This is a genomic window from Pseudotamlana haliotis (assembly GCF_008806375.1).
In the GTDB taxonomy this organism is placed as follows: domain Bacteria; phylum Bacteroidota; class Bacteroidia; order Flavobacteriales; family Flavobacteriaceae; genus Pseudotamlana; species Pseudotamlana haliotis.
Genome location: NZ_WAAT01000051.1, coordinates 49,928 through 73,025 on the forward strand (window position 1 = coordinate 49,928; position 23,098 = coordinate 73,025).

Sequence of the window (23,098 nt, forward strand, 5' to 3'; positions counted from 1 at the left end):
GAAAGGCAAAACTAAGTATTAATTCTATTTCTGAATCTAAAAAAAGCCCTCATTTTCAGAAAACAAAGGCTTTTTAACAAGAAATAACAGGTTGTTATATATTTAACAGTTATTTAATATTTTAACAATCTGGTGTTTTTCATCGTTTAATCTAGGTTCGTTTTGGAGTTTTTCTAGCTTTGATGAGCTGTATTTTACTTTATAATCACGCGCATCACACGTTGGGAAATGTGGGTAATCAGTTCATAAGAAATTGTGTTTGCTGTTTCAGCGAGAGTTTCAGCATTTGGATGTTCACCAAAAACAATCACTTCATCGCCTTCATCGCAATCAATATCGGTAACATTTACCATAATCATGTCCATGCAAACATTGCCCATGATGGGAGCTCTTTTTCCGTTTATGGTTACGAAGCCTTTGCCATGACCGTATTGTCTACCAATACCATCTGCGTGACCAATGGGCAGGGTGGCCGAGCGTAAGTTTTCTGTGGCTATATAACCGCGATTGTAACCTATAGATTCACCTTCAATAATCGTATGAATTTGAGAAATTACTGTTTTTAACGTACCAATGGGTTTAAAAAACTGATTTTCCTTTTCGGAATTCCCAAAACCATAGAGTCCGATACCCGATCTTACCATATCGAAATGTGCTTCGGGATAATTTAAAATTCCAGAAGTATTACAAATATGATGCAGTGGTTTATAGCCTACTTGTTTTGTAAAATTTTCAGCAATGTTTTTAAAATCTTCAATCTGGTTTAGGGTGAATATTTTTTCATTTAAATCTTCACTGGCTGCCAAATGAGAAAGTATCGATTTTACTTTTATCGTTTTGGTTTCGGCAAGCAAATTATCTATCATTTTAACATCGGTGTGCCAAAATCCTAATCGGTTTAAACCCGTATTAAACTTGATGTGAACGGGGTAATTGGTAATATGTTCTTTAGAAAGTGCTTCTATAAATTCTTTTAATATTTTTTCGTTGTACAAACTCGGTTCGAGTCGGTTTTCAACTAAAATATCAAAGTTTACAATTTGCGGATGCAGCACCAAAATAGGCGTTGTTACCCCACCTTGTCTTAGGGCAACACCTTCCTCAATATAAGCCACTGCAAAATAATCAACCCCCAATTTTTCTAAATACAGGGCAATCTCGCAGGAATCACTTCCGTAGGCATAGGCTTTAACAACGGCGATAAATTTGGTTTCGGGTTTTAATTTAGATTTTAAATAATCAAAATTGTGCTCAAGTGCTTTTAAGTTGATTTCAAGCACGGTTTCTTGTGCTTTAGGCATCTTGGTCTTTTTTATGATTTAGTTCTTCGGCATCATTCACCTTCATATTTCTCACTTTATCACGTTGCATGGCTTTGTAGTATGCTGCTCGGCTTAGAGGTTCGTATTCATTAACTTCACCAAGTAAAACCAAGTTATCGTTTTTATTTTTTCGGTAGCTGTATTGTGCTAAGTTTCCGGTTCTTGTGCAAACGGCGTGTACTTTGGTGACGTATTCGGCGGTAGCCATTAAATTTGGCATAGGGCCAAAAGGATTGCCTTTAAAATCCATGTCTAAACCAGCCACAATCACACGTACGCCTTTATTGGCTAAATCGTTGCAAACACGCACAATTTCATCATCAAAAAACTGGGCTTCATCAATACCAACCACATCACAGTCGTCGGCAAGAATAGGAATATTTGCTGCTGCCGGAACAGGGGTAGAACGAATTTCATTATCGTCGTGAGAGACGACCATCTCTTCATCATAACGAACATCGAGCGCTGGCTTAAAGATTTCAACTTTCTGTCTGGCAATCTGTGCACGCTTTAATCGGCGTATCAATTCTTCTGTTTTTCCAGAAAACATGGAGCCACAGATGACTTCAATCCAGCCAAATTGTTCTTTATGATTTACTGTATTTTCAAGAAACATTTTGTAATTTTAACAAGGAACTCATTTTAACTTTTTAGTGGTGTTGAAAAGGCGTTGTTTTGTAGCGAGTTAGCATGTTTAAGATTGGTATAGCAAAGCTACGGCAATTTTAAAAAGACAACTTAGTTACCACAAGCCTCAAATTATGCCAATAAAAAAGTAGCAAATGAGTTCATTAAACAAAGGAAATATTCGTTTGCATAAAGGTGGCGCAAATTTATTAAAAATCAAAAGCCCTTGCTGCAATAATTAAAATTTTATAAACAATGAAGAAGAAGTTAGAATCGGACCTTGTTAGTATTGCTCATAGAGTTCTTAAACTTAAGGGGAAAGAGGATGTGGTCAAGTTGCAAGCGGAAGCCGGAGCGCTCTATGAAGCTCTTACGGTTTTAAAATTTGCAGAAGAAAATTTTGATGGTGAACTACCTAAAATAGGCAATGATTCTTCCTTTTTCGGGATGTTAGACAGTGCTTTTAATAATAAAGTGAGTGATAATATTGAGGTAGAAGATAAGATTTATGTGAATTTTGATGATGCCAATCGTGAGGTGATTACCGAGCCAGCCATGTCTAAAATTAAAGATATGCTTGAATTTATGCCGAAAACTCCTGAAGACGATATACGCGATCCTCAAGAATTCATTCCTAAAGAAACTGCTCCAGAAGATAAAGTGATAGAAGAAAAGATTGCAGATGAAGTAGTTCCAAATGAAGTTGTGCCTAAAGAAGAACCGGTTAAAAAAGATGTTCTAGAAGATTTCTCTGAAGCCTATACGGAAATGCCCGTTTTTGATCCCGTACCAAAAAATCAGAACGGTATTTCAAACCAAAAGAAATCACTAAATGATAAATTGAAATTTGGTGGCTTTAATATTGGTCTTAACGATAAAATTGCTTTTATTAAGCACCTCTTTGAAGGCAAAAATGAAGATTACGATCGTGTGATTTCGCAATTAAATACCATAAATTCTTGGGATGATGCACATAATTTTATTCAGAATATGGTCAAACCAGATTATAACAACTGGGCTGGAAAAGAAGAGTTTGAAGAACGCTTTATAGAAATAATTGAAGCTAAATTTAATTAATGTATTGCCAATTTTATAGGCGCCCATGAGCAAACTTTATATTGTACCCACCCCAATTGGGAATTTAAAAGACATCACGTTTAGAGCCCTTGAGGTGTTAAAAGATGTTGATTTGATCTTAGCCGAAGACACGCGTACTTCTGGAAAGCTCCTTAAACATTTTGAGATTAGTACTCATATGCAGTCGCACCACATGCATAACGAGCATAAAACGGTTGATGCTATCATTCAGAAATTAAAAAGCGGGACTACAGTGGCATTAATTAGCGACGCAGGAACTCCAGCCATTTCAGACCCTGGATTTTTACTATCACGGGCTTGCATTGAAAATGATATTCCTATTGAATGCTTACCTGGAGCCACAGCCTTTGTGCCTGCTTTGGTAAACTCAGGACTTCCAAATGACAAGTTTGTATTCGAGGGCTTTTTACCGGTTAAAAAAGGGCGTCAAACACGCTTATTACTTTTAGCTGAAGAAACAAGAACCATCATATTTTATGAGAGTCCGCATAAACTAGTGAAAACTTTAGGGCATTTTTGTGAATATTTTGGTGAAGAACGTACGGTTTCAGTATCTAGAGAGCTCACAAAACTGTTTGAAGAAACCGTGAGAGGTACAGCTAAAGCCGTTTTGGAACATTATACCAATAAACCACCAAAAGGTGAGATCGTTATTGTGGTAGAAGGGAAGAAGTAAGGCTAATAGTCAAGCCCTTAGGCAACCGTTAAAATCATGTTCAAAAATTGAATGTTTAGATTAAATTTGTAAATTTGATAATATGGATTTAAGCTTAGAAAATAAAAAATTAGAATTAATTCAATGGTTATCAACTTTGGATGATACTTCTCTGATTGATAAGCTAATGAGATTGAGAGAAAAGGAGAAAAATGATTGGTGGAATGAAATTTCCGCAAGGGAAAAAGAGTCTATTGAGAAAGGAATCCAAGATGCTGATAACCGAAAATTGACTTCTCACTCAAACGTGAAAGGAATTTATGAAAAGTGGCTATAAAATTCTTTGGACTGATCACGCAATATCTGAGCTAAAAGAAACTATTGAATATATTGAGAACAAATGGACTGAAAGAGAATTAAGAATATTCTCGTCAAAATTAGACCATACAATAGAACTGATTTCAAAATCCCCAGAAATTTTTCCAGTATCATTTGAGAAAAAAAATATACGAAAAGCTGTAGTCGAAAATCACAATAATATTTATTACAGAATTAATGAAAATTCCGTAGAGATTGTTTCTTTGTTTTCAAACAAAAAGAACCCGAATAAGAAAAAACTATAAAACTCGTTCCTTAAAAATGCTATAAGTAATTGCTCTTTCTTACCTACTTTTGAAATTCCTCTAGGGTTTTCAGGTTGGTATGTACTTGTAAAATTAAGTGCTAAACCAGGCAACTATTCATAGACATGACAGTCATAAAACATACGTCACTTCAAACTTGTTTTTCTTTAAATTTTATGATGAATTAGTCAGAATAAGTGCTGTAGGGCGTTTAAAAAATTATAAACATCTGAATCATTTTTGTCATTCAGAATGAAGTGAAGAATCTTTGGAAAGATTAGAGATTCCTCGTTTTATTAGGATGACATAAGTAATAAAAAAATAAAAATGAACATTGAAACTTTTAAAAACAAATTACAAGCGAATCCAAAAACCATTGCTTTTGCTGATACCATGAGTACTATAGAGGCTAACTATACTTTTACACCAACAGCTTTTATAAATGGCGCCTTAAAAAATACAGAAGGTGAAAACTCAGGATCTTGCAAGCTATTTGCTTTTGCAAAAAAGCAAGGGTTTACTAAAGAAGAAACGCTAGCTTGTTTTGGCAAATTTTACTTTGAAGATGTGTTACAAGATCCGGAAGGTACCGGCCATCAAAATATTAGAAACTTTATAAAAACGGGCTTTGAAGGTTTATCCTTTGCAGGTGAAGCCATAGTTGAAAAATAGGGTTTATACCAGTTCTTTTTTTCTATGGCTTCTGGTTTAAACAAGAAGTTTTAAGAATCATTCTTCAATATCAAATAAATACTCTACGGTAACATTAAAATAACGCGCCATTTTAATGGCTAATGTTACCGAAGGGTTGAATTTGTTGTTTTCAATAGCATATATAGTTTGCCTTGAAACGCTTAGTTTTTCGGCTAAATCTGCCTGTGTTAAATTATGTCTTGCTCGTTCTACTTTGATAAGGTTTTTCATTAATAAATGCGTTTTTTGAAGAAAAATATGAATAAGTAGAGTATTAAAAATATATTTAATACAGCCTCAAGTTTTACATCTATATTCCCTGAAATGATATAAATTAATAGAGATACGCATAAAAGGATAAGAACCGTCAATACATAAGCGTCTAAGCGTAATTTATTAATATAATCATCTTCAATTTTTTCTTTAGATATGATATAAACAATCATACCTATAATAGATAGTATTTCAGCGAGATGAAGTGATGCTGTATCAAGGTTTTCAGATCCTTTTATGGTGCACTGTTTTTTTTCTAATTTAGAAAGCGACTCACAAGGTACGTTGCAGTTATGGTGGTTCTTTGTAGCATGAAGTCCTTCTTGATATGCACCTTGTAAGAGTCCGTGTTGTAAGCCAATTACTATGCTAATAATAGTGCCTAGAAAGAAAACCACTAATCCTAACTTTTTACACCAGTTTGGGAGTATTTGAATGTTCATATTTTGATGATTTATTTAAAAATTAAAAATAGTATGACTAAGTATTAAATACATGAAATAGAATTTTAGTTTAGTGATTACTCCTAATGAAGCAGCTAAAACGATATAGACTATAGTCTTTATGTTTTTTCGCAAACGGAGTTCTATTATTCTATTCATAATTCTATTATTGTTATACAAATGTATATAATACTTTACATTATGACAATAATAATAGTAGGAAATTTTTTAAAAAAAATTATCGGGATATTTTTTAATTTTATAATTAGTTAAAAATGATCTGTTTGTTGATTGTTTTAAAACGTATAAATTCTCATAAGTGAAACACTTACTAGACAACATAAAACAATGTCGTATTTGTGAAGCGCACTTGCCTTTAGGGCCACGCCCTGTGGTCTGCGCGCACCCCGATGCTAAAATTGTAATTATAGGGCAAGCTCCGGGTACCAAAGTCCACGCTTCAGGAATACCGTGGGATGATCCTAGCGGCAAACAACTGCGAAAATGGTTGGGTGTTTCAATAGAAGAGTTTTATGACACTACCAAATTCGCCATTATCCCCATGGGTTTTTGTTATCCCGGAAAAGGGAAGACAGGCGATTTACCACCTAGAAAGGAATGTGCTCCGCAATGGCACGAAGCCCTTTTTGATGAGTTTAATCAAGTAGAACTCGTGCTTTTAATAGGCATGTATGCTCAAAAATATTATTTGGGACAGGTCGCTAAGAAGACCTTAACGGAAACCGTTAAAAATTATATTGATTATTTACCAAAATACCTGCCTTTACCACATCCATCACCACGAAATCGGTTTTGGTTAACTAAAAATCCTTGGTTTGATGTTGAGGTTTTACCCGAGTTAAAGCGCCGAGTAAAACTGATTTTAGAATAAAATTTCTGTAATTTTTTCGACGGAATTATGCTGTAGGGAATGACTTCCTTTTGGTTATAAGTCGTATTTTTGATTCTTCAACAATAAAAATAGAAAAAATGGCAGTACAGGTTTCCACAAAATGGTTGGGTGAGATGAGGTTTGAAAGTACAAATCCTTCTGGGCATAATTTATTTATAGATGCTGGTGAAGAAAACGGCGGAAAAGGCGAAGGTTACAGACCAAAAGCCCTAATGCTTTCAGGTTTGGCTGGGTGCTCAGGTTTAGATGTGGCTTCACTAATAAAAAAGATGAAGCTTCAGGTTGATGATTTTAAAGTGGATATCGACGCCAACCTTACCGATGTAGATCCTAAAATTTATGATAAAGTAACCATGAGTTTTCACTTTTATGGCAACGAATTAAATGAAAAGAAGCTTCAAAGAGCTGTTGATTTATCGGTTGAAAAATATTGTGGGGTGATGGAAATGTTTCGTCAATTTTCAGAATTAGACGTACAAACACATTTTCATAAAAATTAACTTTTCAGAATTTATTGAATGCGTTGGACTTTAAAACCCATTCCACCTTCCGATAAGGTAAAATCCTTAGCAAATACCCTTAAAATCGAGCCTGTTTTAGCCAGTTTATTGGTGCAAAGAGGCATCGAAACTTACGAGCAAGCTAAGCAGTTCTTCAGACCCAGTTTTGATGATTTACACGATCCATTCTTAATGCAAGATATGGATAAAGCTGTGGCGCGTATTGAAAAGGCTATTGCAAACAAGGAAAATATCTTGGTATATGGCGATTATGATGTTGATGGCACGACTTCGGTGGCCTTGATGTCTACCTATCTAAAAACCAAACATGAGTTGGTTTATACCTACATTCCCGATCGCTACGACGAAGGTTATGGCGTGTCGTATAAAGGGATAGATTTTGCTTCCGAAAATGATTTTAGCCTTATTATAGCACTCGATTGTGGTGTCAAAGCCATTGAAAAGGTAGAATATGCCAAAAAATTGGGTGTTGATTTTATCATTTGCGACCACCACAGACCTGGAGACACCATTCCAGATGCGGTGGCAGTTTTAGATCCTAAACGTGAAGATTGCAATTACCCTTTTAAAGAGTTATGTGGTTGCGGTGTGGGTTTTAAATTGATTCAAGCTTTAGCTTCAAAGGAAGGAAAAACAGCTGAAGATTTAACCGAATATTTGGACCTTGTAGCCACGGCAATTGGTGCCGATATTGTCCCGATTAACGGGGAAAACCGAGCCCTTGCTTATTTTGGTTTGCAGGTGATAAATAGTCATTCTAGACCAGGTATCCAAGCCATTTTAGAACAGGTGAATAAAACCGAGTTCACTATTACCGATGTGGTGTTTATTGTAGCACCACGAATCAACGCAGCCGGACGTATGAAACACGGTAATTATGCAGTGACTTTACTATCTGAACAAGATCCTGAACTGGCTAAAAACTATGCTGAAGCCATTAATAACTATAATTTAGATCGCCGTGAAACTGATAAAAGAATTACTGAAGAAGCCCTTCAACAAATCGAAGCTCATGAAGAACAAGACCGCTTTACTACTGTTGTTTACGACGAAACTTGGCATAAAGGCGTTATTGGTATTGTGGCTTCTCGATTAACAGAAACCTATTACAGGCCTACTTTAGTTTTTACTAAGAGTGGTGATAAATTAGCTGCTTCGGCCCGTTCGGTAAAAGGTTTTGATGTTTACAATGCCTTGGAAGCGTGCCAGGAACACATCGAACAGTTTGGTGGTCATAAATATGCTGCAGGATTGACACTTGAAGAAAAGAATTATCACGCTTTTAAAGCGGCCTTTGAAAAGGTAGTTTCTGAAACCATAGATCCTAATTTATTAACACCTGAAGTTCAAATTGATGCACAGCTGGATTTGCATCAAATCACCCCTAAGTTTTATCGTATTTTAAAACAGTTTGCACCTTATGGGCCGAGCAATATGTCGCCTGTTTTTATGACTGAAAACTTAAGCGATACCGGATACGGAAAATGTGTTGGTGCTGATCAAACCCATTTAAGGTTAACCGTAAAACAATCACAATCGCAGTCCCAACTTGTATGTATTGGTTTTGGTTTAGGTGATAAGTTAGAACTGACTACAAACGAAAAGCATTTTTCTGCTATTTATTCTGTTGATGAAAATGAATGGCAGGGTAGTGTATCGTTGCAGCTACGCTTGAAGGACATCAAGTGATGAGTTGCTAGAACAAATTCAGCAGAACGATAAATAACTAAAAATTCATGGCAAAAAAAGACCCCTACGCAGCACTTCGCATTAAAGAATTCAACATTTTCTTAATGGTCCGTTTTGCTCTAGTTTTTGGTTGGACCATGCAGTTTATTGTTATTGAGTGGGAGGTATATAGTTTAACTAAAGATCCGTTATCACTTGGTGTTATTGGGTTAATGGAAATTATCCCAGCTTTTACAATGGCCCTGTTTGCCGGACATATTGTTGACCAAAAGGAAAAAAGAAACCTTTTAGCCCTTTGTATTGGGGCGTTTTCATTGATTAGTCTTGGCTTGTTTTTGCTAACCTGGGATGTGGTGGTAGCCGATTGGAGTCAAAAAACCATTCTGGTGTGTATCTATGCTTTGGTATTTTTTGGCGGCTTTTTACGTTCCTTTTTTGGGCCAACCATTTTTTCTTTAGTGGCGCTTATTGTGCCTAAAAAAGTATATCCTAATGCAGCGACTTGGAACAGTTCGACTTGGCAAATGGCCGGAGTTTTAGGTCCTGCATTTGGTGGTTTTGCTATTGGTTGGATGGGTGTACATTGGGCCTTGTGTATTGTTTTTGGCTTGGTGATGCTATCTCTACTTATTTTACTTCAAATAGAACGCAAACCCGTTTTAAATCCGAAAATAGGGGAGCCCGTGGTTCAGAGTTTAAAAGAAGGGGTGTTGTTTGTGTTTAAAACTAAAGCTATTTTAGGAGCCATGACCCTAGATATGGTCGCAGTTCTATTTGGTGGCGCTATTGCATTGTTACCTGTTTTTGCCCAAGATATCCTGAAAGTAGGCAGCGAAGGTTTTGGTGTGTTAAGAGCTGCGCCTGCTGTGGGTGCTTTTATGACCATGTTGGTTACGGCGTATATCCCAATAAGTAGAAATGCTGGAATGAAGTTGCTTGTGGCTATCTTCGGTTTCGGATTAAGTATCATCACGTTCGGGCTTTCCTCAGTATTTTGGATTTCATTATTGGCCTTGTTTTTCAGCGGAATCACCGATGGGGTTTCTATGGTGATTCGTCAAACTATTTTACAGATAAAAACACCTGATCATATGCGTGGTCGCGTGTCGTCGGTAAATTCGATGTTTGTGGGGTCTTCTAACGAATTAGGAGCTTTTGAAAGTGGTTTAACAGCAAAACTGATGGGAGCTTCAACAGCGGTTGTCTTTGGTGGCGCTATGACCTTGTTTACCGTAATTACTACAGGCGTTATTTCGCCAACCTTTAGAAAGCTTGACTTGACTAAAGATTTGGAAGCTCATGAGAATGCAGAGTAATGCTGGCTTTTTATTGTTTATTTGTTTAAGGGTGCAATTAGGTAGTACCAGATTTCAGGAAAAAGCCTCTTTATTGATATGTTTTCAATGCCATGGTTTCTCCATCAAAAACGCCGTAAGTATAGTAATTAATCCAGTCGCCCAAATTGATGTATTTAGAGTTGATTTTAAGATCAATATCTAAAGGCAAGTGGCGGTGCCCAAACACAAAATAATCGCGATGTTTTTCTTCTAATTTACGTTTACAATACTGTACGAGCCATTCGTTTTCTTCGCCTAGAAATTTGGCATCATCATCCCCTGAAATCAATTTATTTTTCACCGAAAGGTATTGCGCCATACGTACACCTAAATCGGGGTGTAGCCAGCGAAATAACCATTGGCAAAAGGGGTTAGTAAACACCTTTTTCATGCGTTTATACCCTTTGTCACCCGGGCCTAAACCGTCGCCGTGTCCAATAAAAAAAGTTTTATCGTTAAAAGTAAATTCTTTGGGTTCGTGGTAAACCGGGATGTTTAGTTCTTCTTCAAAATAGCCATTCATCCAAAGGTCGTGATTGCCCACAAAATAGTAAATAGGAATTCCAGAATCACTTATTTCGGCGAGTTTGCCAAGCGTTCTAGTAAAGCCTTTAGGCACCACGGTTTTAAATTCTATCCAGAAATCAAACATATCGCCAAGCAAAAAAATAGCAGCGGCATCGTGTTTAACCTCGTCTAACCAAGCTACGAATTTCTTTTCACGAGGTCGTGAAGCTTCAGCCGTTGGGGCGCCTAAATGGTTGTCGGAGGCGAAATATATTTTTTTTCCTTTGGGAATTTGCATGCCGTAAATATACTAATTCATATGATTGTTGCATTCTTGTGGAGAAGATTATATGTATTATTCTAAGTCTTCAACAATACAACAACAGTCCTTAAAAAACCAAATCCATACTTTTTTCTACATTTGCAAATCAGGTTATTAATTTTTTTAAAAGAAACTTTACATATATGACATTTTATGACAAGGTAAAATGGACATTGGGCATACTGATGGTTTTTGTGCTCATTATGGCCACGAATTTAATTGATAAGAATAATTTTGAACGCGTGCGAGATTCAGTGGTTACCATCTATGAAGACCGTGTTATTGCAAGCGATTTAATTTTTGAAATGCTCAAATCAGTTCAAGAAAAGGAATTGGCGGTCGCTGTATCAGATTCTACTTTTTTTAGTGCAGAAAATGCCAATGTGAACGATCATTTGCACACGCTAGTTTCCCGTTTTGAAGAAACAAAATTAACACGAGATGAAGCTGAGGTTTTTCAAAATTTAAAGGAAAATGTACAATTATTGGTAACTGCTGAAAATCAGTTTTTGAAGTCAAATCAGCAAAATAAAACAGCCCTTATAAAGCATATTGAAGCTTTAAAAACAAACCTTGATGATTTATCTGAAATTCAACTTAGCGAAGGCAGCAGGCAAGTGTCTATAAGCAGGCGTGCACTAAATGCGGTTGAATTGTTTACCCAAATTGAGATTTTTATATTGGTTTTCTTGGCCATTGTTATTCAGGTGATTGTGATGTATAAGCCTAAAGAGAAAGATTGAGTGTGTTGTCTCAAACATCATCGTTGATTTCAACCCAATAGCCGTTTGGGTCTTGAAAGTAGATTTGTCTGATCTTATCTTGCCTGATGTAATCTTTGTTTGGCGTATCTAGCCAATCGGAATATTCAATTTTTAAAGTTTCTAAATGCTTTATGACTGTATCAAGTTGTGAAGTCGCTAGAGCGAAATGAACAGCTTTATTGGTTTTAATTTCAGCCTCTGGTCGCGGAATTAAATGCAGTTGTTTGCCTTCACCAAGAATAAGCCATCTTGTTTTCGAGTTGGAAGCTGTATTCTTAATTTCTTTAAGTCCCAAAACCTTTTGATAAAAATCAACAGCTGCGTTAACATCCTTAACGGAAAGGGCTATATGATTGATTGAAAAGTCTAGCATGTGATGAGTTATGATTGGTTTAGTACTTAAAAATAAGGAAATAAAACGGCACTATTTTTTACAAGAGTTGAAATTTTATGGTTTATGCATTTCCTGCGAGTACCTCATTAACCTGCTTTAAGCTATCTTCATTATCTAACAAAACGACTAATATATCATTGGCCTCAATAATTGTAGAACCTCCGGCACGCACAAAATTACCATCGCGTTTTATCATGGTAATGAAAGCGGTTTGCGGAAAGTGAATATCAACAATACGTTGATTTACTGCAAAACTATTGGGTTTTACAAGGACTTCTTTCATGGCCGATTTGGGTAAATCAAGAATATATCGGTCATTGGCCGCTACAGGTTTTTCAGGTAAACCTACATTAAGCCAATCGGCAACCACCGAAAGAGTAGTCCCTTGCAGTATAACCGAGGTTACAGAAATAAAAAATACAATGTTAAATATCATATTGGCTTTGTCAATTCCTGCTAATAAAGGATAGGTGGCAAATACAATAGGCACGGCGCCACGAAGCCCGACCCACGATATATAAACACGCCTGCGCATTTTCATTTTAAATGGCGATAAACTTAAAAACACTCCTATTGGGCGTGCCAGGAAAATAAGAGCAACCGCTATTAGGAGTCCGATTCCTGCTACTTCTATAATCTGACTTGGGAATACTAATAACCCTAAGGTTAGGAATAGTACAATTTGCATGAGCCAAGCGAGGCCATCAAACATTTTTAAAATAGTCGATTTATGTATTAAATCCTGATTCCCTAAATAAACAGCACAGATGTAAATTGCCAGAAAACCATTGCCACCTACAGCATCAGTAGCTGAAAATGTTGCAAACATGAGGGCGATGACCAAAATCGGGTAGAGTCCTTCAAAATCGAGGTTAAGCTTGTTAATACAGAGTTTGCTAAACTTTCCAAAAGCAATACCTAATATCCCACCAAGAATCATTTGCTGAAAAAATATAGGGATAATTGAGGCGACACTTTGGTCTTGGTTGATGACTAAGGTTAAGAATGAAATGGTAAGCACGTAAGCCATGGGGTCATTACTTCCGCTTTCAAACTCGAGGGTAGGACGTAAATTGGTTTTTAAAGCTAGGTTTTTCGATCTTAAAATAGAAAAAACGGCTGCCGCATCGGTAGAGGAAACGATTGACCCTAGCAACATACTTTCGTAAATGGTAAAATCTGTGACTAACCAAACAAAGCCACCTAGTGAAAGAGCCGTTAATAATACGCCAATGGTAGAAAGAGCTAGCCCTTCTTTAAGAATAGGTTTTACGCTGTTCCAATTGGTGTCTAGACCGCCGGAAAACATAATAAAGTTGAAGGAGACTAGACCTATAAACTGCGCTAGTTTTGGGTCGTCAAAATGAATACCGCCAATACCTTCAGAACCTGCAAGCATGCCTACAACCAAAAACAACAATAGGGTTGGCACCCCAAATTTAAAGGCTCTTTTTGCAAAAATAATGCTTAGCAAAAGCAGGATAGAACCAATAAGTAAAATGTTTTCGGTGGTTATATTCATACGTTATCGTTAAGGTGTTGGCTTATAAATACTAGTAATGCCTGTAGTTTTCTAAGCGGCAAAGTTAATCAATTGATTTGCTTTAATTTAAAGTGTTACCTGTTTTTCAGTATAATAACAAGTATCTGTTTTAAGGGATCTCCTACTATTGATTCACTTCCTTCCAAAGTTGTCTTAAAAAAGTGACATCCTTTTTTATTCTTTTAAACACGTCTTTATGTGCAATAGTTGGGTTTCCGCCACTTTCTGCACCGCCTAAATCGTATTCGGTATGAATGGAAATAGGCATGTTAATATTATATGCTTTCAGTAAGCTGAAGTATTTTTTGAAATCTATCATACCTTCACCTAAAGGGGTGTATTCAAATTGCCATTGCCCATTTTTCTTAGTCCAGATATAGTCTTTAATCACCAATGTATTGATGTGAGGCTTGATCAATTTAAGGCCAATTTCCCAATTGGTACCACCTTCAATACTGGCGTGTGTAATATCATATTGGCTTCCTATGAATTTTGGTGACAAACCTTCTAAGCCTTGATGCAAATCCCAAATCGAGGAACCGTAAAATTGCCCCGGGAGATTGATGTAACTCGCAGTGATTCCGAATTTTTCATTTAGTTTTTCTAAGGAACTCAAGTATGTTTTGGCTTTTTCAACCACCTGTAAAACTGCTTCATCATCGGTGTAAGTGAGTAAATCGGGTCTATAAAACTTGTAACCTAAATTACTAGCGACTTCTAGAACTTTTAAATGATCGGGGTTATTAGCATCTTTAACATTAGAAACAATCATATTGGGTTCAAGATTGAAAGACTTCATAGCTTCGGTCACCTTAGGCAGGTCGTCTTGTACGCGTTCAGGTAAAACATGTCCGCCAGGTCTTAGGGTTAAATCAATGCCGTTGAATCCCATTTCAGCAACAGCTTCACTCATACTGTTATAGTCTAAAAACTTTAAATGCTTTGAGAAGATTGAAAGGTTTAAATCTTTAAAGTGGTCTGAATTTCGACTAGTTGGTAATGGAGATTTTGAATCCGTCATTAGATGCTGTTTTATGGTGTTTTAATTAGAAAACTCTCATTTGATATCAATGACTTTTTCTTCTTAAAGATATAAAAAGGATATCACAATTTAGAAAGGTAAAAAGGGTTTAGTGAAGCTATTTAACTGCTCTGTTATTATTCAAACTCAACTTCAGTATCGAAAAATTTCGGGTCGCTAACCATTTGGTATAGGTTAGCCGTGATTTCTATACCTTTAAAATTAGATAAGATTTTGGCATGTTCGTTACTCACATTTTTAATGCGGTACGGGAAGTTGTATCGTAATTTGAATCGCATGAGATTAGCCATAGGGTTATCGGCAGTCATGGTGGTGTCTTTTTCTTTCTCTGCTTTTTCTAGCGCTTCTTGACTAATACTAAGAGTAAATTTATCTTTATTGAAAGTGGTATCAAAGGAGTCGCTTATGTTGAGCATCATATTAGGCTTACTCTTATCGGTGGCTTGTAACTTTTGATTAAGGTCATTCAGCTCCTTGATGTCTTGGTCTTTAAGTTTTTCTCCAAACAAGGCTAAATCTTCAAGATCTTTAAAATCATAATTAATTTTCATTTTAAATTGTCCTGACGTGGTATCTGATTTTATGTAAAAACTGTAGGCTTCCAGTTCCTTGAGTTTGTTCTGTTCTTCTAGACTTAATTTAGCGATACTGTCTTTTTTTGATTCTAAAATATCTGAAAATACAATTAGTGAATCTATTTGTTCCATTGAATCACTTTCACTATCAAGACCCATACTCATCATTTCAGAGAGGTCAAAACCCAAACTGTATTGGCCACTTTGGTCGGTGTTAAAGTTTACTTCTTGAACAACTTCACAGCTGTATAAATTAAAGATTAAAGTTAAAATGAATAGGGATTTAAATAATTTCATGTGTTGATATATTCGGATGGTTTTTAGATACAGTAAATAGAGTATGTTAGTTCGGCTTATCCATTATTTAAGGTGTATAAAACATAGGGTGTTTTAATGCTTTTTACGAAGCCGTTCTATTGGTGCTTATTTCGTCTTTTCCGTCTTGAATAAGCGTTTGGGTTTCTTCTTTTTCTTCAGAAGATATGTGTTCAACTTCTTTTTTTTGAATAGGTGAATGGGCTTCAGGTTTTACACAGAAAATGCAGCCTATCGGAAAATGGTCGGAGCCTATATGTTCAAGTAATGTGAGTTCTTTTAGGAAAACAGTGGTACTATGAAAAACCAAATCTAAAGGCGCCCGAAAAAACCAATATTTGGCATGGTAGGTCGCTAGTACACCACGACCGGTACGCCCGTCTATAAGTCCGCTATTTTTGCGAAATAACTCTGCTATTTTAGACCAAGCCACAGTATTGAAATCGCCAATCACTAAGGTGGGTTTGTTAATGGTCTTAACACGTTTGGCAATGCATAGCAAATCGCCATCACGTTCTTTAGAGTTGTCTTCTTCGGTAGGACTTGGTGGTGGTGGATGCACCGAAAACAATACAAAATCTTCACCATCAGGGGTTTTTAAATGGGCCTCTATGCTAGGAATATCATCGGCTACAAAATAGTGTGTGTTTACTTTATCAAATGGCAGTTTAGAATATAGGTGCATGCCGTAGGTGTTTTCTAAAGTGATTTTTTGGCTGTGCGGATAGTCTTGTTTTAAATCCCGCATGGCCTTTTCCCAGTCGGCATTACTTTCTATGGTGATAAAAATATCGGGGTTTTCTTTTTTGATGAAGCTTTTAAAACGCTCAAAATCGGTGTTGTACTGGTAGATGTTAGTTGAAATGACTTTAAGAGTCTTAGCGTTTTTAGGGCCGTAATCTTGTTTTTTATAGAATTTGGTAAAGCGTGCAAGAATATAAATGTGATAAACGATTAAAATGGTTTGTGCAGCTGCTACCACCCATAACCAAGTGTTTTTAGTACTGAAAGCAAATAACCCAATAAGTGCTATAATTTGAAAAAATAGCAGTTGAATTTTAACAAATTCGGGCACACGAAAAAACCAATGCTGATTTTTACTAAAAGGCAGCAGACTTAGCATAATAAGTACTACTGAGAAAATTAGAAAAAATAGGTTCATATGTCGCTTATAGTTTGGAAGCTCTAACTTAGAGAATATCTAGGACTTATTAAAGTTTTATTTTGACTGTAAAGCATGGTCAAAAATGCTTGGTGGCTTTCTATGGAAACTCTACGAATCTCCTTGTAATCTGTGTTTGAGAATTTAGAGTAAGCCTTTAAAAACCATTAACTGATAACCAAAAACCAACACTCTTAAATATTATCGTAAGCAAACCATTCAGCAAAAGAGCTATCGGTTTCCTGAAGTCTTAGCGAGTGTAATTTAATGTGATTTGGTAAACGTTTTTTAATTTTACTAGCAAAGTCTAAAACCATCATTTCACTAGTAGGTTGGTAGTCTACTAACAACACATTATGGTCACGTTGCTGTAGTTCTTTGGCCAACTCGACATGCGGAGTGTTTTTGTTGAACACCGTAGCGTGATCGAAAACATCAACAATTTCTTCTTTTACAATCTTTTTAAGGTCGCCAAAATCGATAACCATACCGTATTTTACATTCGCTTTATCGGCAATGGGTTTCCCAATTACGGTAACTGAAAGTTTGTAGCTGTGACCGTGTACGTTTTTACATTTTCCGTCGTATCCATAAAGGGCGTGACCGGTTTCAAATGAAAATTGTTTGGTGATACGAATGTTGTTTGCCATTGTTTTTTTGTGTTGGTTTTACAAAGATATTCATTTTGTTTTACCAAACGATTTTTAGTTTACATTTGCCCGCTTTTATCTAGGAACTGATTTAAACTTTTTGCGTTTAAGTGAAAATTAGACATTTTTTGACCATTTGAAAGTTTTTTAGAGTTTCATAGCTGGGTTACGGAAGGAAAAAAAGATGAAAAATGGGTGAAAAACAGCAATTTTTTAGCAAATGGAAAAAGTTTAAATCAGTTCTTCAAATGGATAGGCTTTTATTTTGAAATTTATGAGTCATCTTTTTGAGTCTATTGATTTTGTTGAAAACCCGCTTTATGAGCAGATTATTTCCGATATCGGGAAACAACAATTTAGCATTATTGAAAACTTCTTTTCTTTAGAAGCCGTTGAAACTCTGAGGGAAGCCGTGAGTACAAGGTATGAGGAAGACCGATTTAAAAAGGCAGCCATTGGTAACCGTATTAATGAAACCATTGAAACGGCTGTTCGTGGTGATTTGATTTTATGGATGGATGAAACTAAAGCTACCCCCAAAGAAAGGTTCTTTTTTGACCAGATTAATGATTTGGTAAGTTATCTGAATCGCACTTGTTTCTTAGGAATTTTACACAAGGAATTTCATTATGCCATTTACCCCACAAACACCTTTTATAAAAGGCATTTAGACACTTTTCAGAATGACGACCGCCGAAAGTTATCGTTCGTGTGTTACCTAAATGAAGAAGGTTGGCTACCAGAAAATGGTGGTGAATTGGTGTTATATTTAAATGAAAATGGCGAGGAAGTAGAAAAGGTTATATACCCATTCCCTGGGCGTCTTGTCATTTTTGAAAGTCAAATAATCGAGCACGAAGTGCGTCCCGTAAAAACGGAACGCTTGAGTATTACGGGGTGGTTGAAGACGCGCTGATATGCGGACCCTTGAATATTGCGAAAAAACCCCTCTGTTATCTCCTTTAGGTAACAGTTCTTATGGGCGGCGCTTACGGTTTACGATGTAAACGATAATTAATACTAAGGCTAAGATGAGAAACAAACCGTTTCCGCTTAAAAATGACATGATATCCATAACGTTCTATTGATTCTTTTTTTTGTTAAAATAATATATGATGTATGCAATGGTGACCAGTATCACAAAAGGGAGCATGGCACCAATAAACACACCTATCTCATAAGAACTATCTGGAGCGTTTTTTATTTTATCTTCAATATTTATTTGTTGAAGTAGGTTGATGCTTACATTCATTGGGATGGTCTTTACTGCATGACAAAGTTAGGTGTTTTGTGCTAGAGGAATAAAGGTTTTTCTAAATTTTACGATAAGCGGAACGCCTCTGGCAATAATCCAAAAGGCAATAGCGATAAAAATACCGTGGAGCTTGTAATCTAAGGCATCCAACCAAAATATAATAGGAATAAAAACCACCAAGGTTGCAAATAGTAATACGTTTCTCAGGTATTTCATTTTACCAAGTCCTTTAAAAATACCATCAAAAATAAAGGCCAAGGTACAGAGTGGTTGCATGGCTAGGACAATCCAAAATACGCTATAAAAAGCCTCTAAAACCTCAGGTTCTTTTGTAAATATACTTCCGATAGGGTAGTAAAATAAAGCACCTACGGCAGCAAGTGCTAGGCCAACTAATAGTCCGTACTTTATAAGTTTATTGCTTAAAAGCATGAGCGTATCATAAGCTTTTGCGCCAAAGAGTTTTCCTGAGAGAATATTTCCTGCGCTGGCATAACCATCAACAATAAAAGCGCCTAGAAACCATAAATTTATGGCAATGGTGTAGGCTGCAATATATTCCGCCCCGTAGCTAGTGGCTTTGGCACTGGCAAAGTATAGGGTTACATTAAGGGCTAATGTTCTAATAAAGAGGTTTAGAATCATGAGCACAAAGCGTTGAATTTCCTGATTAAAAGGAAATCTAGGTGTGAGCGGGATATTGGTTTTCTTCAGTAAAAAATATGCAGCCAAAATCGCCATTAGCATTTGGGCAATCACACTGGCATAGGCAGCCCCTTCAATATGCATGGCCAGGACGTAACCTGGTATACCGTAAACAAAAATTACATCTAAAATAATGTTGGTCGTAGCACCTATAATGGCAATAATCATGGGGTAGTAGGTGTTTTGTAAACCGCGAAACACCCCAAAAATAGCGAAAGTAAAAAGCGTAAAAGGAAACCCTAATACACGTATTTTATAATAAATCACGGTGTAATCTAAAATAAGGTTGCTTGCGTTATAAAGTTTGAATATAGATTCTGCAAAGGGGTAGGTGCATAAAATGATGAGTAAACTTAGCGATGTAATTATAAAAATAGCCTGAGCTGGTAGGTTTTTTATTTGCTCCACTTTATTAGCCCCAACGTATTGTGATACGATTGATGATATGGCACTGCGTGTTTGCCCTAAAACCCAAATAAGCATGGAGATAAAAGTGGTTACAATACCAACAGCTGCAAGTGATTCAGTAGGGTTTTGCTGAATGTTTCCAACAATGGCAGCATCTGTGAGTGATAAAATAGGTTCTGAAACTCCTGCAATTAAGGCGGGAATTGCTAGTTTGTTAATCTGTTTTAAGTTAATCGTACTCTGCATTATTAAAAAACCTAGGCATTAATTGGTTTGCAAAACTACTATTCTATGATGGAATAATGGTTTTAAGACGAAGCGTAAATTTTAATTTTAAAGTTGGGAGATAGGTTTATAAGAACTTTATCCGTTCAAAATGTTGATTACTGGCCATAAAAAAGCCTGTCTGAAAAATAGAAAAACGCGTCAAGCTCAATCAAGCTCAGGCTGGCGAATGCTTTAAGTTTTAGACAGGCTTGAGTATTGTATTTGTTTACTGAAGGTTGAAGGTTGCTCCAATATTCATAGTAAACTGATTGTGAATTTCTTCAGCAGGACTTAAGTTGTTGTCATATTTAGCAATAGGAAATTGTGCTTCTGTAAATATTCCAAAACCAGATGTGAAGAAATAACGAGCGCCAATGTGCCCTCCTAAATTTTTAAGACTTAAACTTAAACCAGGATATAAATCAAAGTTGTCATCAATATTGATCACATTACCAATATTGGCATTGAAACGTGCTTTCACATCAAAACGATCTCCAAAATCTGGTTCGTCAATACGGTCTAATTCATCGGAAATACCTAAGGCATAGCTAGAACTTAAACCAATAGAAATGTTTTCACCCAGACCATAATCATAACTTAGATTTATACCTGTAGCTTCTGATTGAAGATTGACACCAACTTGAAATTTTTGATCACCTTTTCCTGAAAAAGCTTGTCCATTTACAAACGATACCGTAAGAACGGTGGCAACAATTAATAATTTTTTCACTTTTTATGTTTTTTAAATATAAAGCAAAAGTATTGATAAAATTACGGTTTGAAACTAGAGGAGGCTTTAAAATTAGCAGTATATGGGTGTTTTTGTTGTTATGGTTTGTCGCAAAAAAAAGTACCAGTTTTGTAGCTGGCACTTTTTTGTGGATTCGTATTACTTCGTTAGTCCTCAATTTTAGAATCTTATAATATAGAAAACTCAGTAGGATAGAAACCTGAATCGAGGTCAGGTTGACGAAGATTTCCTACACCCCTCTTTTCTTAGGTATTCTTATTTCTTCCAAGCAAATGGTTTGAAAGCATCATCTACTGGGGTTTCAGCAATGCTGTTGGTGTAGTTGCTAATCACTTTTTGTGATAATCCTAGTATAATTTCTAGAAGGTGTCTTTCGTTATATCCGGCTTCATAAAATGTTGTTATAGCCTCTTTTGAAACTTTTCCACGGTTACGTGTCACCAATAGTGTCATTTCGTGTAAAGCTTGCAATTTTTCTGAAGGTAAAGCGGTTTCGTTTCTTAAAGCTTCGGTAATGGCATCATCGACTTTCATTTGCTTGGCAATACCAGTGTGTGCTGGTACGCAATAATGGCAACCGTGTTCTACATTAATGGTTTGCCATACTACGGTAAGTTCATCCTTATTGAATGACGATTTTGAAAATAATTCATGTAGTATTTGATAACCCTCTAATAAACCTGGAGCTCCAGCTAGAACGCCATGTAAATTAGGAATAAACCCGTAGGCATCTAATGATTTTTGAAGAAGCCCTTTACTATCTTCAGGTGCGGTTTCAATATTGTGATTGGTTAATGTGGTACTGTTTTCTTTTGTGCTCATAATCTTTGTTTTTATATGTTTATAATTATTATATCTAAACGTTCGTTTAGATATTGGATAAAAAATATTTATAACCTTTTAAAGGTGTTTTCAATATAGTTATCAAGCTGAGGTTTACTAAAAACTTTTGTTGCAGATGCTAATCCGAACATGGCAATAATTAAAAAATCGGCTTGCTGTTCAATTGTGGCTTCGTCTTTCGTGGTGTCTTGTTTGAGGCTTTCAGTGAATACTTGTCTTACATCATTTGTAAATGCTGAAAGTACATTTTTTATGCGATCTTCTGTATGAGCACCTAATTCGTTAGCGGTATTTGTTACCAAGCAGCCTTTACCAAATTCGGTTTCTTTAGTGAAATCAATGAAATTATAGAAATATTCTTTGATGCCTAATGCGCCATTAGACTTCGATTTTAGGTCGTTAATTAAAGCGTTCAATTTCTTTTTATAGCACTTTAAACTTTCAAGAAATACACCGTTTTTATTTCCGAAGCTAGAATAGATAGAGAATTTATTAATGCCCATTTCTTTTTCAAGCATCTGCATAGAGGTGGTTTCATAACCATTTTTCCAGAACAAATGCATGGCTTTTTCTATGACTTCTTCTTCTATATATGCTTTCTTTCTTGCCATGACCTTTAAATACAATACAAAACTAAACAATCGTTTAGAAATAAAAAAATGTTTAACGATTTGTTTGGTTTTGTGGGTAGTGAGGGTTATTTAATTTCTAAGGTGTCCCAAGTTAAATCAATGAGTTTCGCTCCTGAAGAACTGTTAGAATCATCCATTTTCATTGTCATAATCAATACGCCTTGATCCTTTTCTCCTGACGTGGCTATTTCATAAATATTGATTTCGTCGTTATATGTGAGAACAGCTTTATTCACATTTATCTTTTTTCCTGAGGCTAAGGTTCTTTCGTAATCCTGTCTTTTTAAAGTATAACCATAGTTAATACTTTCTTTTGTAACCTCATTAATCATCAATTCATTAAGCATGGTTGGGTTAATGGTAGAATATTTTTGAATAATAAATCCAGAACCTTCTGCAGTCATCATCATTAGTTGTTCGATGCCTTGTTCTATCTCAGTTTTAGCGACTTTATGATCTTTATGAAATTTAAAGCTGAAAGCATCATCGTTATATAAAAGGGTGTCTTTTTGGCTCACTTTTACGGTATAACGCTTGTTTTTCACATTGAATTCATAGCCTTTATCTAATGCGATTTCAAAGGTTTCTCCGTTAATCTCTATTTTATAGTCTTCTTGTGAGGTGATGAGGTTTGTTAGGCATAGAAATACTATACAGAAAAGGTGTTTCATGGTCATTTTTGAATGGTTTGATTGGTTTTCTAAATAACATAAAGCGATTTAGTTTGTGAATATAAGTCTATGATTTAAATATTACAATGTTTTGAATT

General features: G+C 35.9%; 28 protein-coding genes. 11 read left to right on the forward strand and 17 right to left on the reverse strand.

The window, feature by feature from the left end:
• Positions 1 to 194: 194 nt before the first annotated feature.
• Together alr and F6U93_RS13165 are read right to left on the reverse strand one after the other, a co-directional pair.
• A complete protein-coding gene (gene alr, locus F6U93_RS13160) occupies positions 195 to 1,301 on the reverse strand; it encodes an alanine racemase (RefSeq protein ID WP_150940593.1) in 1,107 nt (368 codons plus the stop codon).
• On the reverse strand, positions 1,294 to 1,938 hold the full coding sequence (locus F6U93_RS13165) for a thymidine kinase (protein ID WP_150940595.1): 645 nt from the start codon (positions 1,936 to 1,938) through the stop codon (positions 1,294 to 1,296). Before F6U93_RS13165 ends, alr begins: the two co-directional genes overlap by 8 nt.
• Positions 1,939 to 2,204: 266 nt before the next feature.
• On the opposite strand from F6U93_RS13165, the gene F6U93_RS13170 reads away from it, so the two are divergent.
• The 5 genes from F6U93_RS13170 to F6U93_RS13195 all read left to right on the forward strand — a co-directional run bounded on the left by F6U93_RS13170 (position 2,205) and on the right by F6U93_RS13195 (position 4,997).
• Complete coding sequence (locus F6U93_RS13170; protein WP_150940597.1) at positions 2,205 to 3,026, forward strand: hypothetical protein; 822 nt, start codon at positions 2,205 to 2,207, stop codon at positions 3,024 to 3,026.
• 25 nt (positions 3,027 to 3,051) lie between these two features.
• The gene (rsmI, locus tag F6U93_RS13175; RefSeq protein ID WP_150940599.1) at positions 3,052 to 3,723 is read left to right on the forward strand and encodes a 16S rRNA (cytidine(1402)-2'-O)-methyltransferase; all 672 of its coding nucleotides are present in this window, start codon (positions 3,052 to 3,054) and stop codon (positions 3,721 to 3,723) included.
• Between the two features lie 82 nt (positions 3,724 to 3,805).
• Positions 3,806 to 4,039 carry a hypothetical protein gene (locus tag F6U93_RS13180; RefSeq protein WP_150940601.1) on the forward strand — a complete coding sequence of 78 codons (234 nt, stop codon included), beginning with the start codon at positions 3,806 to 3,808 and terminating at the stop codon, positions 4,037 to 4,039.
• The gene (locus F6U93_RS13185) at positions 4,023 to 4,325 is read left to right on the forward strand and encodes a type II toxin-antitoxin system RelE/ParE family toxin (protein ID WP_150940603.1); all 303 of its coding nucleotides are present in this window, start codon (positions 4,023 to 4,025) and stop codon (positions 4,323 to 4,325) included. Before F6U93_RS13180 ends, F6U93_RS13185 begins: the two co-directional genes overlap by 17 nt.
• A gap of 327 nt (positions 4,326 to 4,652) precedes the next feature.
• Entirely contained in the window at positions 4,653 to 4,997 is a 345-nt protein-coding gene (locus F6U93_RS13195) for a HopJ type III effector protein (RefSeq protein WP_150940607.1), read from the forward strand.
• Between the two features lie 57 nt (positions 4,998 to 5,054).
• Here the strand turns inward: F6U93_RS13195 and F6U93_RS13200 are convergent, their stop codons facing one another.
• On the reverse strand, positions 5,055 to 5,249 hold the full coding sequence (locus tag F6U93_RS13200; RefSeq protein ID WP_150940610.1) for a helix-turn-helix transcriptional regulator: 195 nt from the start codon (positions 5,247 to 5,249) through the stop codon (positions 5,055 to 5,057).
• A complete protein-coding gene (locus F6U93_RS13205; protein ID WP_150940611.1) occupies positions 5,249 to 5,734 on the reverse strand; it encodes a hypothetical protein in 486 nt (161 codons plus the stop codon). The genes F6U93_RS13200 and F6U93_RS13205 overlap by 1 nt, the downstream gene beginning before the upstream one ends.
• 319 nt (positions 5,735 to 6,053) lie before the next feature.
• Here F6U93_RS13205 and F6U93_RS13210 point away from each other — a divergent pair, with 319 nt between their 5' ends.
• The 4 genes from F6U93_RS13210 to F6U93_RS13225 all read left to right on the forward strand — a co-directional run bounded on the left by F6U93_RS13210 (position 6,054) and on the right by F6U93_RS13225 (position 10,173).
• Entirely contained in the window at positions 6,054 to 6,626 is a 573-nt protein-coding gene (locus tag F6U93_RS13210; protein ID WP_150940613.1) for a uracil-DNA glycosylase family protein, read from the forward strand.
• 98 nt (positions 6,627 to 6,724) lie between these two features.
• A complete protein-coding gene (locus tag F6U93_RS13215) occupies positions 6,725 to 7,147 on the forward strand; it encodes an OsmC family protein (protein WP_150940615.1) in 423 nt (140 codons plus the stop codon).
• 18 nt (positions 7,148 to 7,165) lie between these two features.
• Positions 7,166 to 8,857, forward strand: a complete 1,692-nt coding sequence (recJ, locus tag F6U93_RS13220; protein WP_150940617.1) for a single-stranded-DNA-specific exonuclease RecJ — start codon at positions 7,166 to 7,168, stop codon at positions 8,855 to 8,857.
• Between the two features lie 47 nt (positions 8,858 to 8,904).
• Positions 8,905 to 10,173 (forward strand): MFS transporter, encoded by a 1,269-nt coding sequence (locus F6U93_RS13225; protein WP_150940619.1) that lies wholly within the window; start codon positions 8,905 to 8,907, stop codon positions 10,171 to 10,173.
• Between the two features lie 70 nt (positions 10,174 to 10,243).
• On the opposite strand, the gene F6U93_RS13230 is transcribed toward F6U93_RS13225, so the two are convergent.
• Positions 10,244 to 10,999, reverse strand: coding sequence for a UDP-2,3-diacylglucosamine diphosphatase (locus F6U93_RS13230; RefSeq protein ID WP_150940621.1), 756 nt, complete (start codon positions 10,997 to 10,999; stop codon positions 10,244 to 10,246).
• 167 nt (positions 11,000 to 11,166) lie between these two features.
• Between F6U93_RS13230 and F6U93_RS13235 the strand changes: the two genes are divergently transcribed.
• Positions 11,167 to 11,766 (forward strand): MCP four helix bundle domain-containing protein, encoded by a 600-nt coding sequence (locus F6U93_RS13235; protein WP_150940623.1) that lies wholly within the window; start codon positions 11,167 to 11,169, stop codon positions 11,764 to 11,766.
• 10 nt (positions 11,767 to 11,776) lie between these two features.
• Here F6U93_RS13235 and F6U93_RS13240 read toward each other — a convergent pair whose 3' ends face one another.
• From F6U93_RS13240 to F6U93_RS13265, 6 genes are all read right to left on the reverse strand, one after another.
• Positions 11,777 to 12,160, reverse strand: coding sequence for a VOC family protein (locus F6U93_RS13240; protein ID WP_150940625.1), 384 nt, complete (start codon positions 12,158 to 12,160; stop codon positions 11,777 to 11,779).
• 82 nt (positions 12,161 to 12,242) lie between these two features.
• Positions 12,243 to 13,703 carry a potassium/proton antiporter gene (locus F6U93_RS13245; RefSeq protein ID WP_150940627.1) on the reverse strand — a complete coding sequence of 487 codons (1,461 nt, stop codon included), beginning with the start codon at positions 13,701 to 13,703 and terminating at the stop codon, positions 12,243 to 12,245.
• Between the two features lie 145 nt (positions 13,704 to 13,848).
• Complete coding sequence (locus F6U93_RS13250; protein WP_150940629.1) at positions 13,849 to 14,745, reverse strand: sugar phosphate isomerase/epimerase family protein; 897 nt, start codon at positions 14,743 to 14,745, stop codon at positions 13,849 to 13,851.
• Positions 14,746 to 14,882: 137 nt separating this feature from the next.
• Entirely contained in the window at positions 14,883 to 15,638 is a 756-nt protein-coding gene (locus tag F6U93_RS13255) for a hypothetical protein (protein ID WP_150940631.1), read from the reverse strand.
• A gap of 103 nt (positions 15,639 to 15,741) precedes the next feature.
• On the reverse strand, positions 15,742 to 16,818 hold the full coding sequence (locus tag F6U93_RS13260; protein ID WP_150940633.1) for an endonuclease/exonuclease/phosphatase family protein: 1,077 nt from the start codon (positions 16,816 to 16,818) through the stop codon (positions 15,742 to 15,744).
• Positions 16,819 to 17,012: 194 nt separating this feature from the next.
• Positions 17,013 to 17,468, reverse strand: a complete 456-nt coding sequence (locus tag F6U93_RS13265; RefSeq protein WP_150940636.1) for a 6-pyruvoyl trahydropterin synthase family protein — start codon at positions 17,466 to 17,468, stop codon at positions 17,013 to 17,015.
• A gap of 274 nt (positions 17,469 to 17,742) precedes the next feature.
• Here F6U93_RS13265 and F6U93_RS13270 point away from each other — a divergent pair, with 274 nt between their 5' ends.
• A complete protein-coding gene (locus F6U93_RS13270; protein WP_150940638.1) occupies positions 17,743 to 18,384 on the forward strand; it encodes a 2OG-Fe(II) oxygenase in 642 nt (213 codons plus the stop codon).
• Between the two features lie 165 nt (positions 18,385 to 18,549).
• On the opposite strand, the gene F6U93_RS14680 is transcribed toward F6U93_RS13270, so the two are convergent.
• The 6 genes from F6U93_RS14680 to F6U93_RS13295 all read right to left on the reverse strand — a co-directional run bounded on the left by F6U93_RS14680 (position 18,550) and on the right by F6U93_RS13295 (position 23,000).
• Positions 18,550 to 18,720: a hypothetical protein gene (locus F6U93_RS14680; protein ID WP_191963517.1), complete on the reverse strand. Its 171-nt coding sequence runs from the start codon at positions 18,718 to 18,720 to the stop codon at positions 18,550 to 18,552.
• 27 nt (positions 18,721 to 18,747) lie between these two features.
• Positions 18,748 to 20,082, reverse strand: coding sequence for an MATE family efflux transporter (locus F6U93_RS13275; RefSeq protein ID WP_150940639.1), 1,335 nt, complete (start codon positions 20,080 to 20,082; stop codon positions 18,748 to 18,750).
• A gap of 247 nt (positions 20,083 to 20,329) precedes the next feature.
• The gene (locus F6U93_RS13280; protein WP_150940642.1) at positions 20,330 to 20,833 is read right to left on the reverse strand and encodes a DUF6646 family protein; all 504 of its coding nucleotides are present in this window, start codon (positions 20,831 to 20,833) and stop codon (positions 20,330 to 20,332) included.
• A gap of 276 nt (positions 20,834 to 21,109) precedes the next feature.
• Entirely contained in the window at positions 21,110 to 21,676 is a 567-nt protein-coding gene (locus F6U93_RS13285) for a carboxymuconolactone decarboxylase family protein (RefSeq protein WP_150940644.1), read from the reverse strand.
• A 68-nt stretch (positions 21,677 to 21,744) separates the two neighbouring features.
• Positions 21,745 to 22,308, reverse strand: coding sequence for a TetR/AcrR family transcriptional regulator (locus F6U93_RS13290; RefSeq protein WP_150940646.1), 564 nt, complete (start codon positions 22,306 to 22,308; stop codon positions 21,745 to 21,747).
• Between the two features lie 86 nt (positions 22,309 to 22,394).
• The gene (locus F6U93_RS13295) at positions 22,395 to 23,000 is read right to left on the reverse strand and encodes a hypothetical protein (RefSeq protein ID WP_150940648.1); all 606 of its coding nucleotides are present in this window, start codon (positions 22,998 to 23,000) and stop codon (positions 22,395 to 22,397) included.
• Between the last annotated feature and the right edge of the window lie 98 nt (positions 23,001 to 23,098).

What these genes read in the sequence shown, in the direction of transcription:
- F6U93_RS13165 (WP_150940595.1), bottom strand. Translation starts at nt 1,938, where the DNA reads ATGTTTCTTGAAAATACAGTAAATCATAAAGAACAATTTGGCTGGATT.
- F6U93_RS13270 (WP_150940638.1), top strand. Translation starts at nt 17,743, where the DNA reads ATGAGTCATCTTTTTGAGTCTATTGATTTTGTTGAAAACCCGCTTTAT.
- rsmI (WP_150940599.1), top strand. Translation starts at nt 3,052, where the DNA reads ATGAGCAAACTTTATATTGTACCCACCCCAATTGGGAATTTAAAAGAC.
- F6U93_RS13185 (WP_150940603.1), top strand. Translation starts at nt 4,023, where the DNA reads ATGAAAAGTGGCTATAAAATTCTTTGGACTGATCACGCAATATCTGAG.
- F6U93_RS13180 (WP_150940601.1), top strand. Translation starts at nt 3,806, where the DNA reads ATGGATTTAAGCTTAGAAAATAAAAAATTAGAATTAATTCAATGGTTA.
- F6U93_RS13205 (WP_150940611.1), bottom strand. Translation starts at nt 5,734, where the DNA reads ATGAACATTCAAATACTCCCAAACTGGTGTAAAAAGTTAGGATTAGTG.
- F6U93_RS13275 (WP_150940639.1), bottom strand. Translation starts at nt 20,082, where the DNA reads ATGCAGAGTACGATTAACTTAAAACAGATTAACAAACTAGCAATTCCC.
- F6U93_RS13170 (WP_150940597.1), top strand. Translation starts at nt 2,205, where the DNA reads ATGAAGAAGAAGTTAGAATCGGACCTTGTTAGTATTGCTCATAGAGTT.
- F6U93_RS13195 (WP_150940607.1), top strand. Translation starts at nt 4,653, where the DNA reads ATGAACATTGAAACTTTTAAAAACAAATTACAAGCGAATCCAAAAACC.
- F6U93_RS13230 (WP_150940621.1), bottom strand. Translation starts at nt 10,999, where the DNA reads ATGCAAATTCCCAAAGGAAAAAAAATATATTTCGCCTCCGACAACCAT.
- F6U93_RS13235 (WP_150940623.1), top strand. Translation starts at nt 11,167, where the DNA reads ATGACATTTTATGACAAGGTAAAATGGACATTGGGCATACTGATGGTT.
- F6U93_RS13215 (WP_150940615.1), top strand. Translation starts at nt 6,725, where the DNA reads ATGGCAGTACAGGTTTCCACAAAATGGTTGGGTGAGATGAGGTTTGAA.
- F6U93_RS13295 (WP_150940648.1), bottom strand. Translation starts at nt 23,000, where the DNA reads ATGAAACACCTTTTCTGTATAGTATTTCTATGCCTAACAAACCTCATC.
- F6U93_RS13255 (WP_150940631.1), bottom strand. Translation starts at nt 15,638, where the DNA reads ATGAAATTATTTAAATCCCTATTCATTTTAACTTTAATCTTTAATTTA.
- F6U93_RS13225 (WP_150940619.1), top strand. Translation starts at nt 8,905, where the DNA reads ATGGCAAAAAAAGACCCCTACGCAGCACTTCGCATTAAAGAATTCAAC.
- F6U93_RS13265 (WP_150940636.1), bottom strand. Translation starts at nt 17,468, where the DNA reads ATGGCAAACAACATTCGTATCACCAAACAATTTTCATTTGAAACCGGT.
- F6U93_RS13285 (WP_150940644.1), bottom strand. Translation starts at nt 21,676, where the DNA reads ATGAGCACAAAAGAAAACAGTACCACATTAACCAATCACAATATTGAA.
- F6U93_RS13290 (WP_150940646.1), bottom strand. Translation starts at nt 22,308, where the DNA reads ATGGCAAGAAAGAAAGCATATATAGAAGAAGAAGTCATAGAAAAAGCC.
- F6U93_RS13200 (WP_150940610.1), bottom strand. Translation starts at nt 5,249, where the DNA reads ATGAAAAACCTTATCAAAGTAGAACGAGCAAGACATAATTTAACACAG.
- F6U93_RS13260 (WP_150940633.1), bottom strand. Translation starts at nt 16,818, where the DNA reads ATGAACCTATTTTTTCTAATTTTCTCAGTAGTACTTATTATGCTAAGT.
- F6U93_RS13245 (WP_150940627.1), bottom strand. Translation starts at nt 13,703, where the DNA reads ATGAATATAACCACCGAAAACATTTTACTTATTGGTTCTATCCTGCTT.
- recJ (WP_150940617.1), top strand. Translation starts at nt 7,166, where the DNA reads ATGCGTTGGACTTTAAAACCCATTCCACCTTCCGATAAGGTAAAATCC.
- alr (WP_150940593.1), bottom strand. Translation starts at nt 1,301, where the DNA reads ATGCCTAAAGCACAAGAAACCGTGCTTGAAATCAACTTAAAAGCACTT.
- F6U93_RS13250 (WP_150940629.1), bottom strand. Translation starts at nt 14,745, where the DNA reads ATGACGGATTCAAAATCTCCATTACCAACTAGTCGAAATTCAGACCAC.
- F6U93_RS14680 (WP_191963517.1), bottom strand. Translation starts at nt 18,720, where the DNA reads ATGAATGTAAGCATCAACCTACTTCAACAAATAAATATTGAAGATAAA.
- F6U93_RS13240 (WP_150940625.1), bottom strand. Translation starts at nt 12,160, where the DNA reads ATGCTAGACTTTTCAATCAATCATATAGCCCTTTCCGTTAAGGATGTT.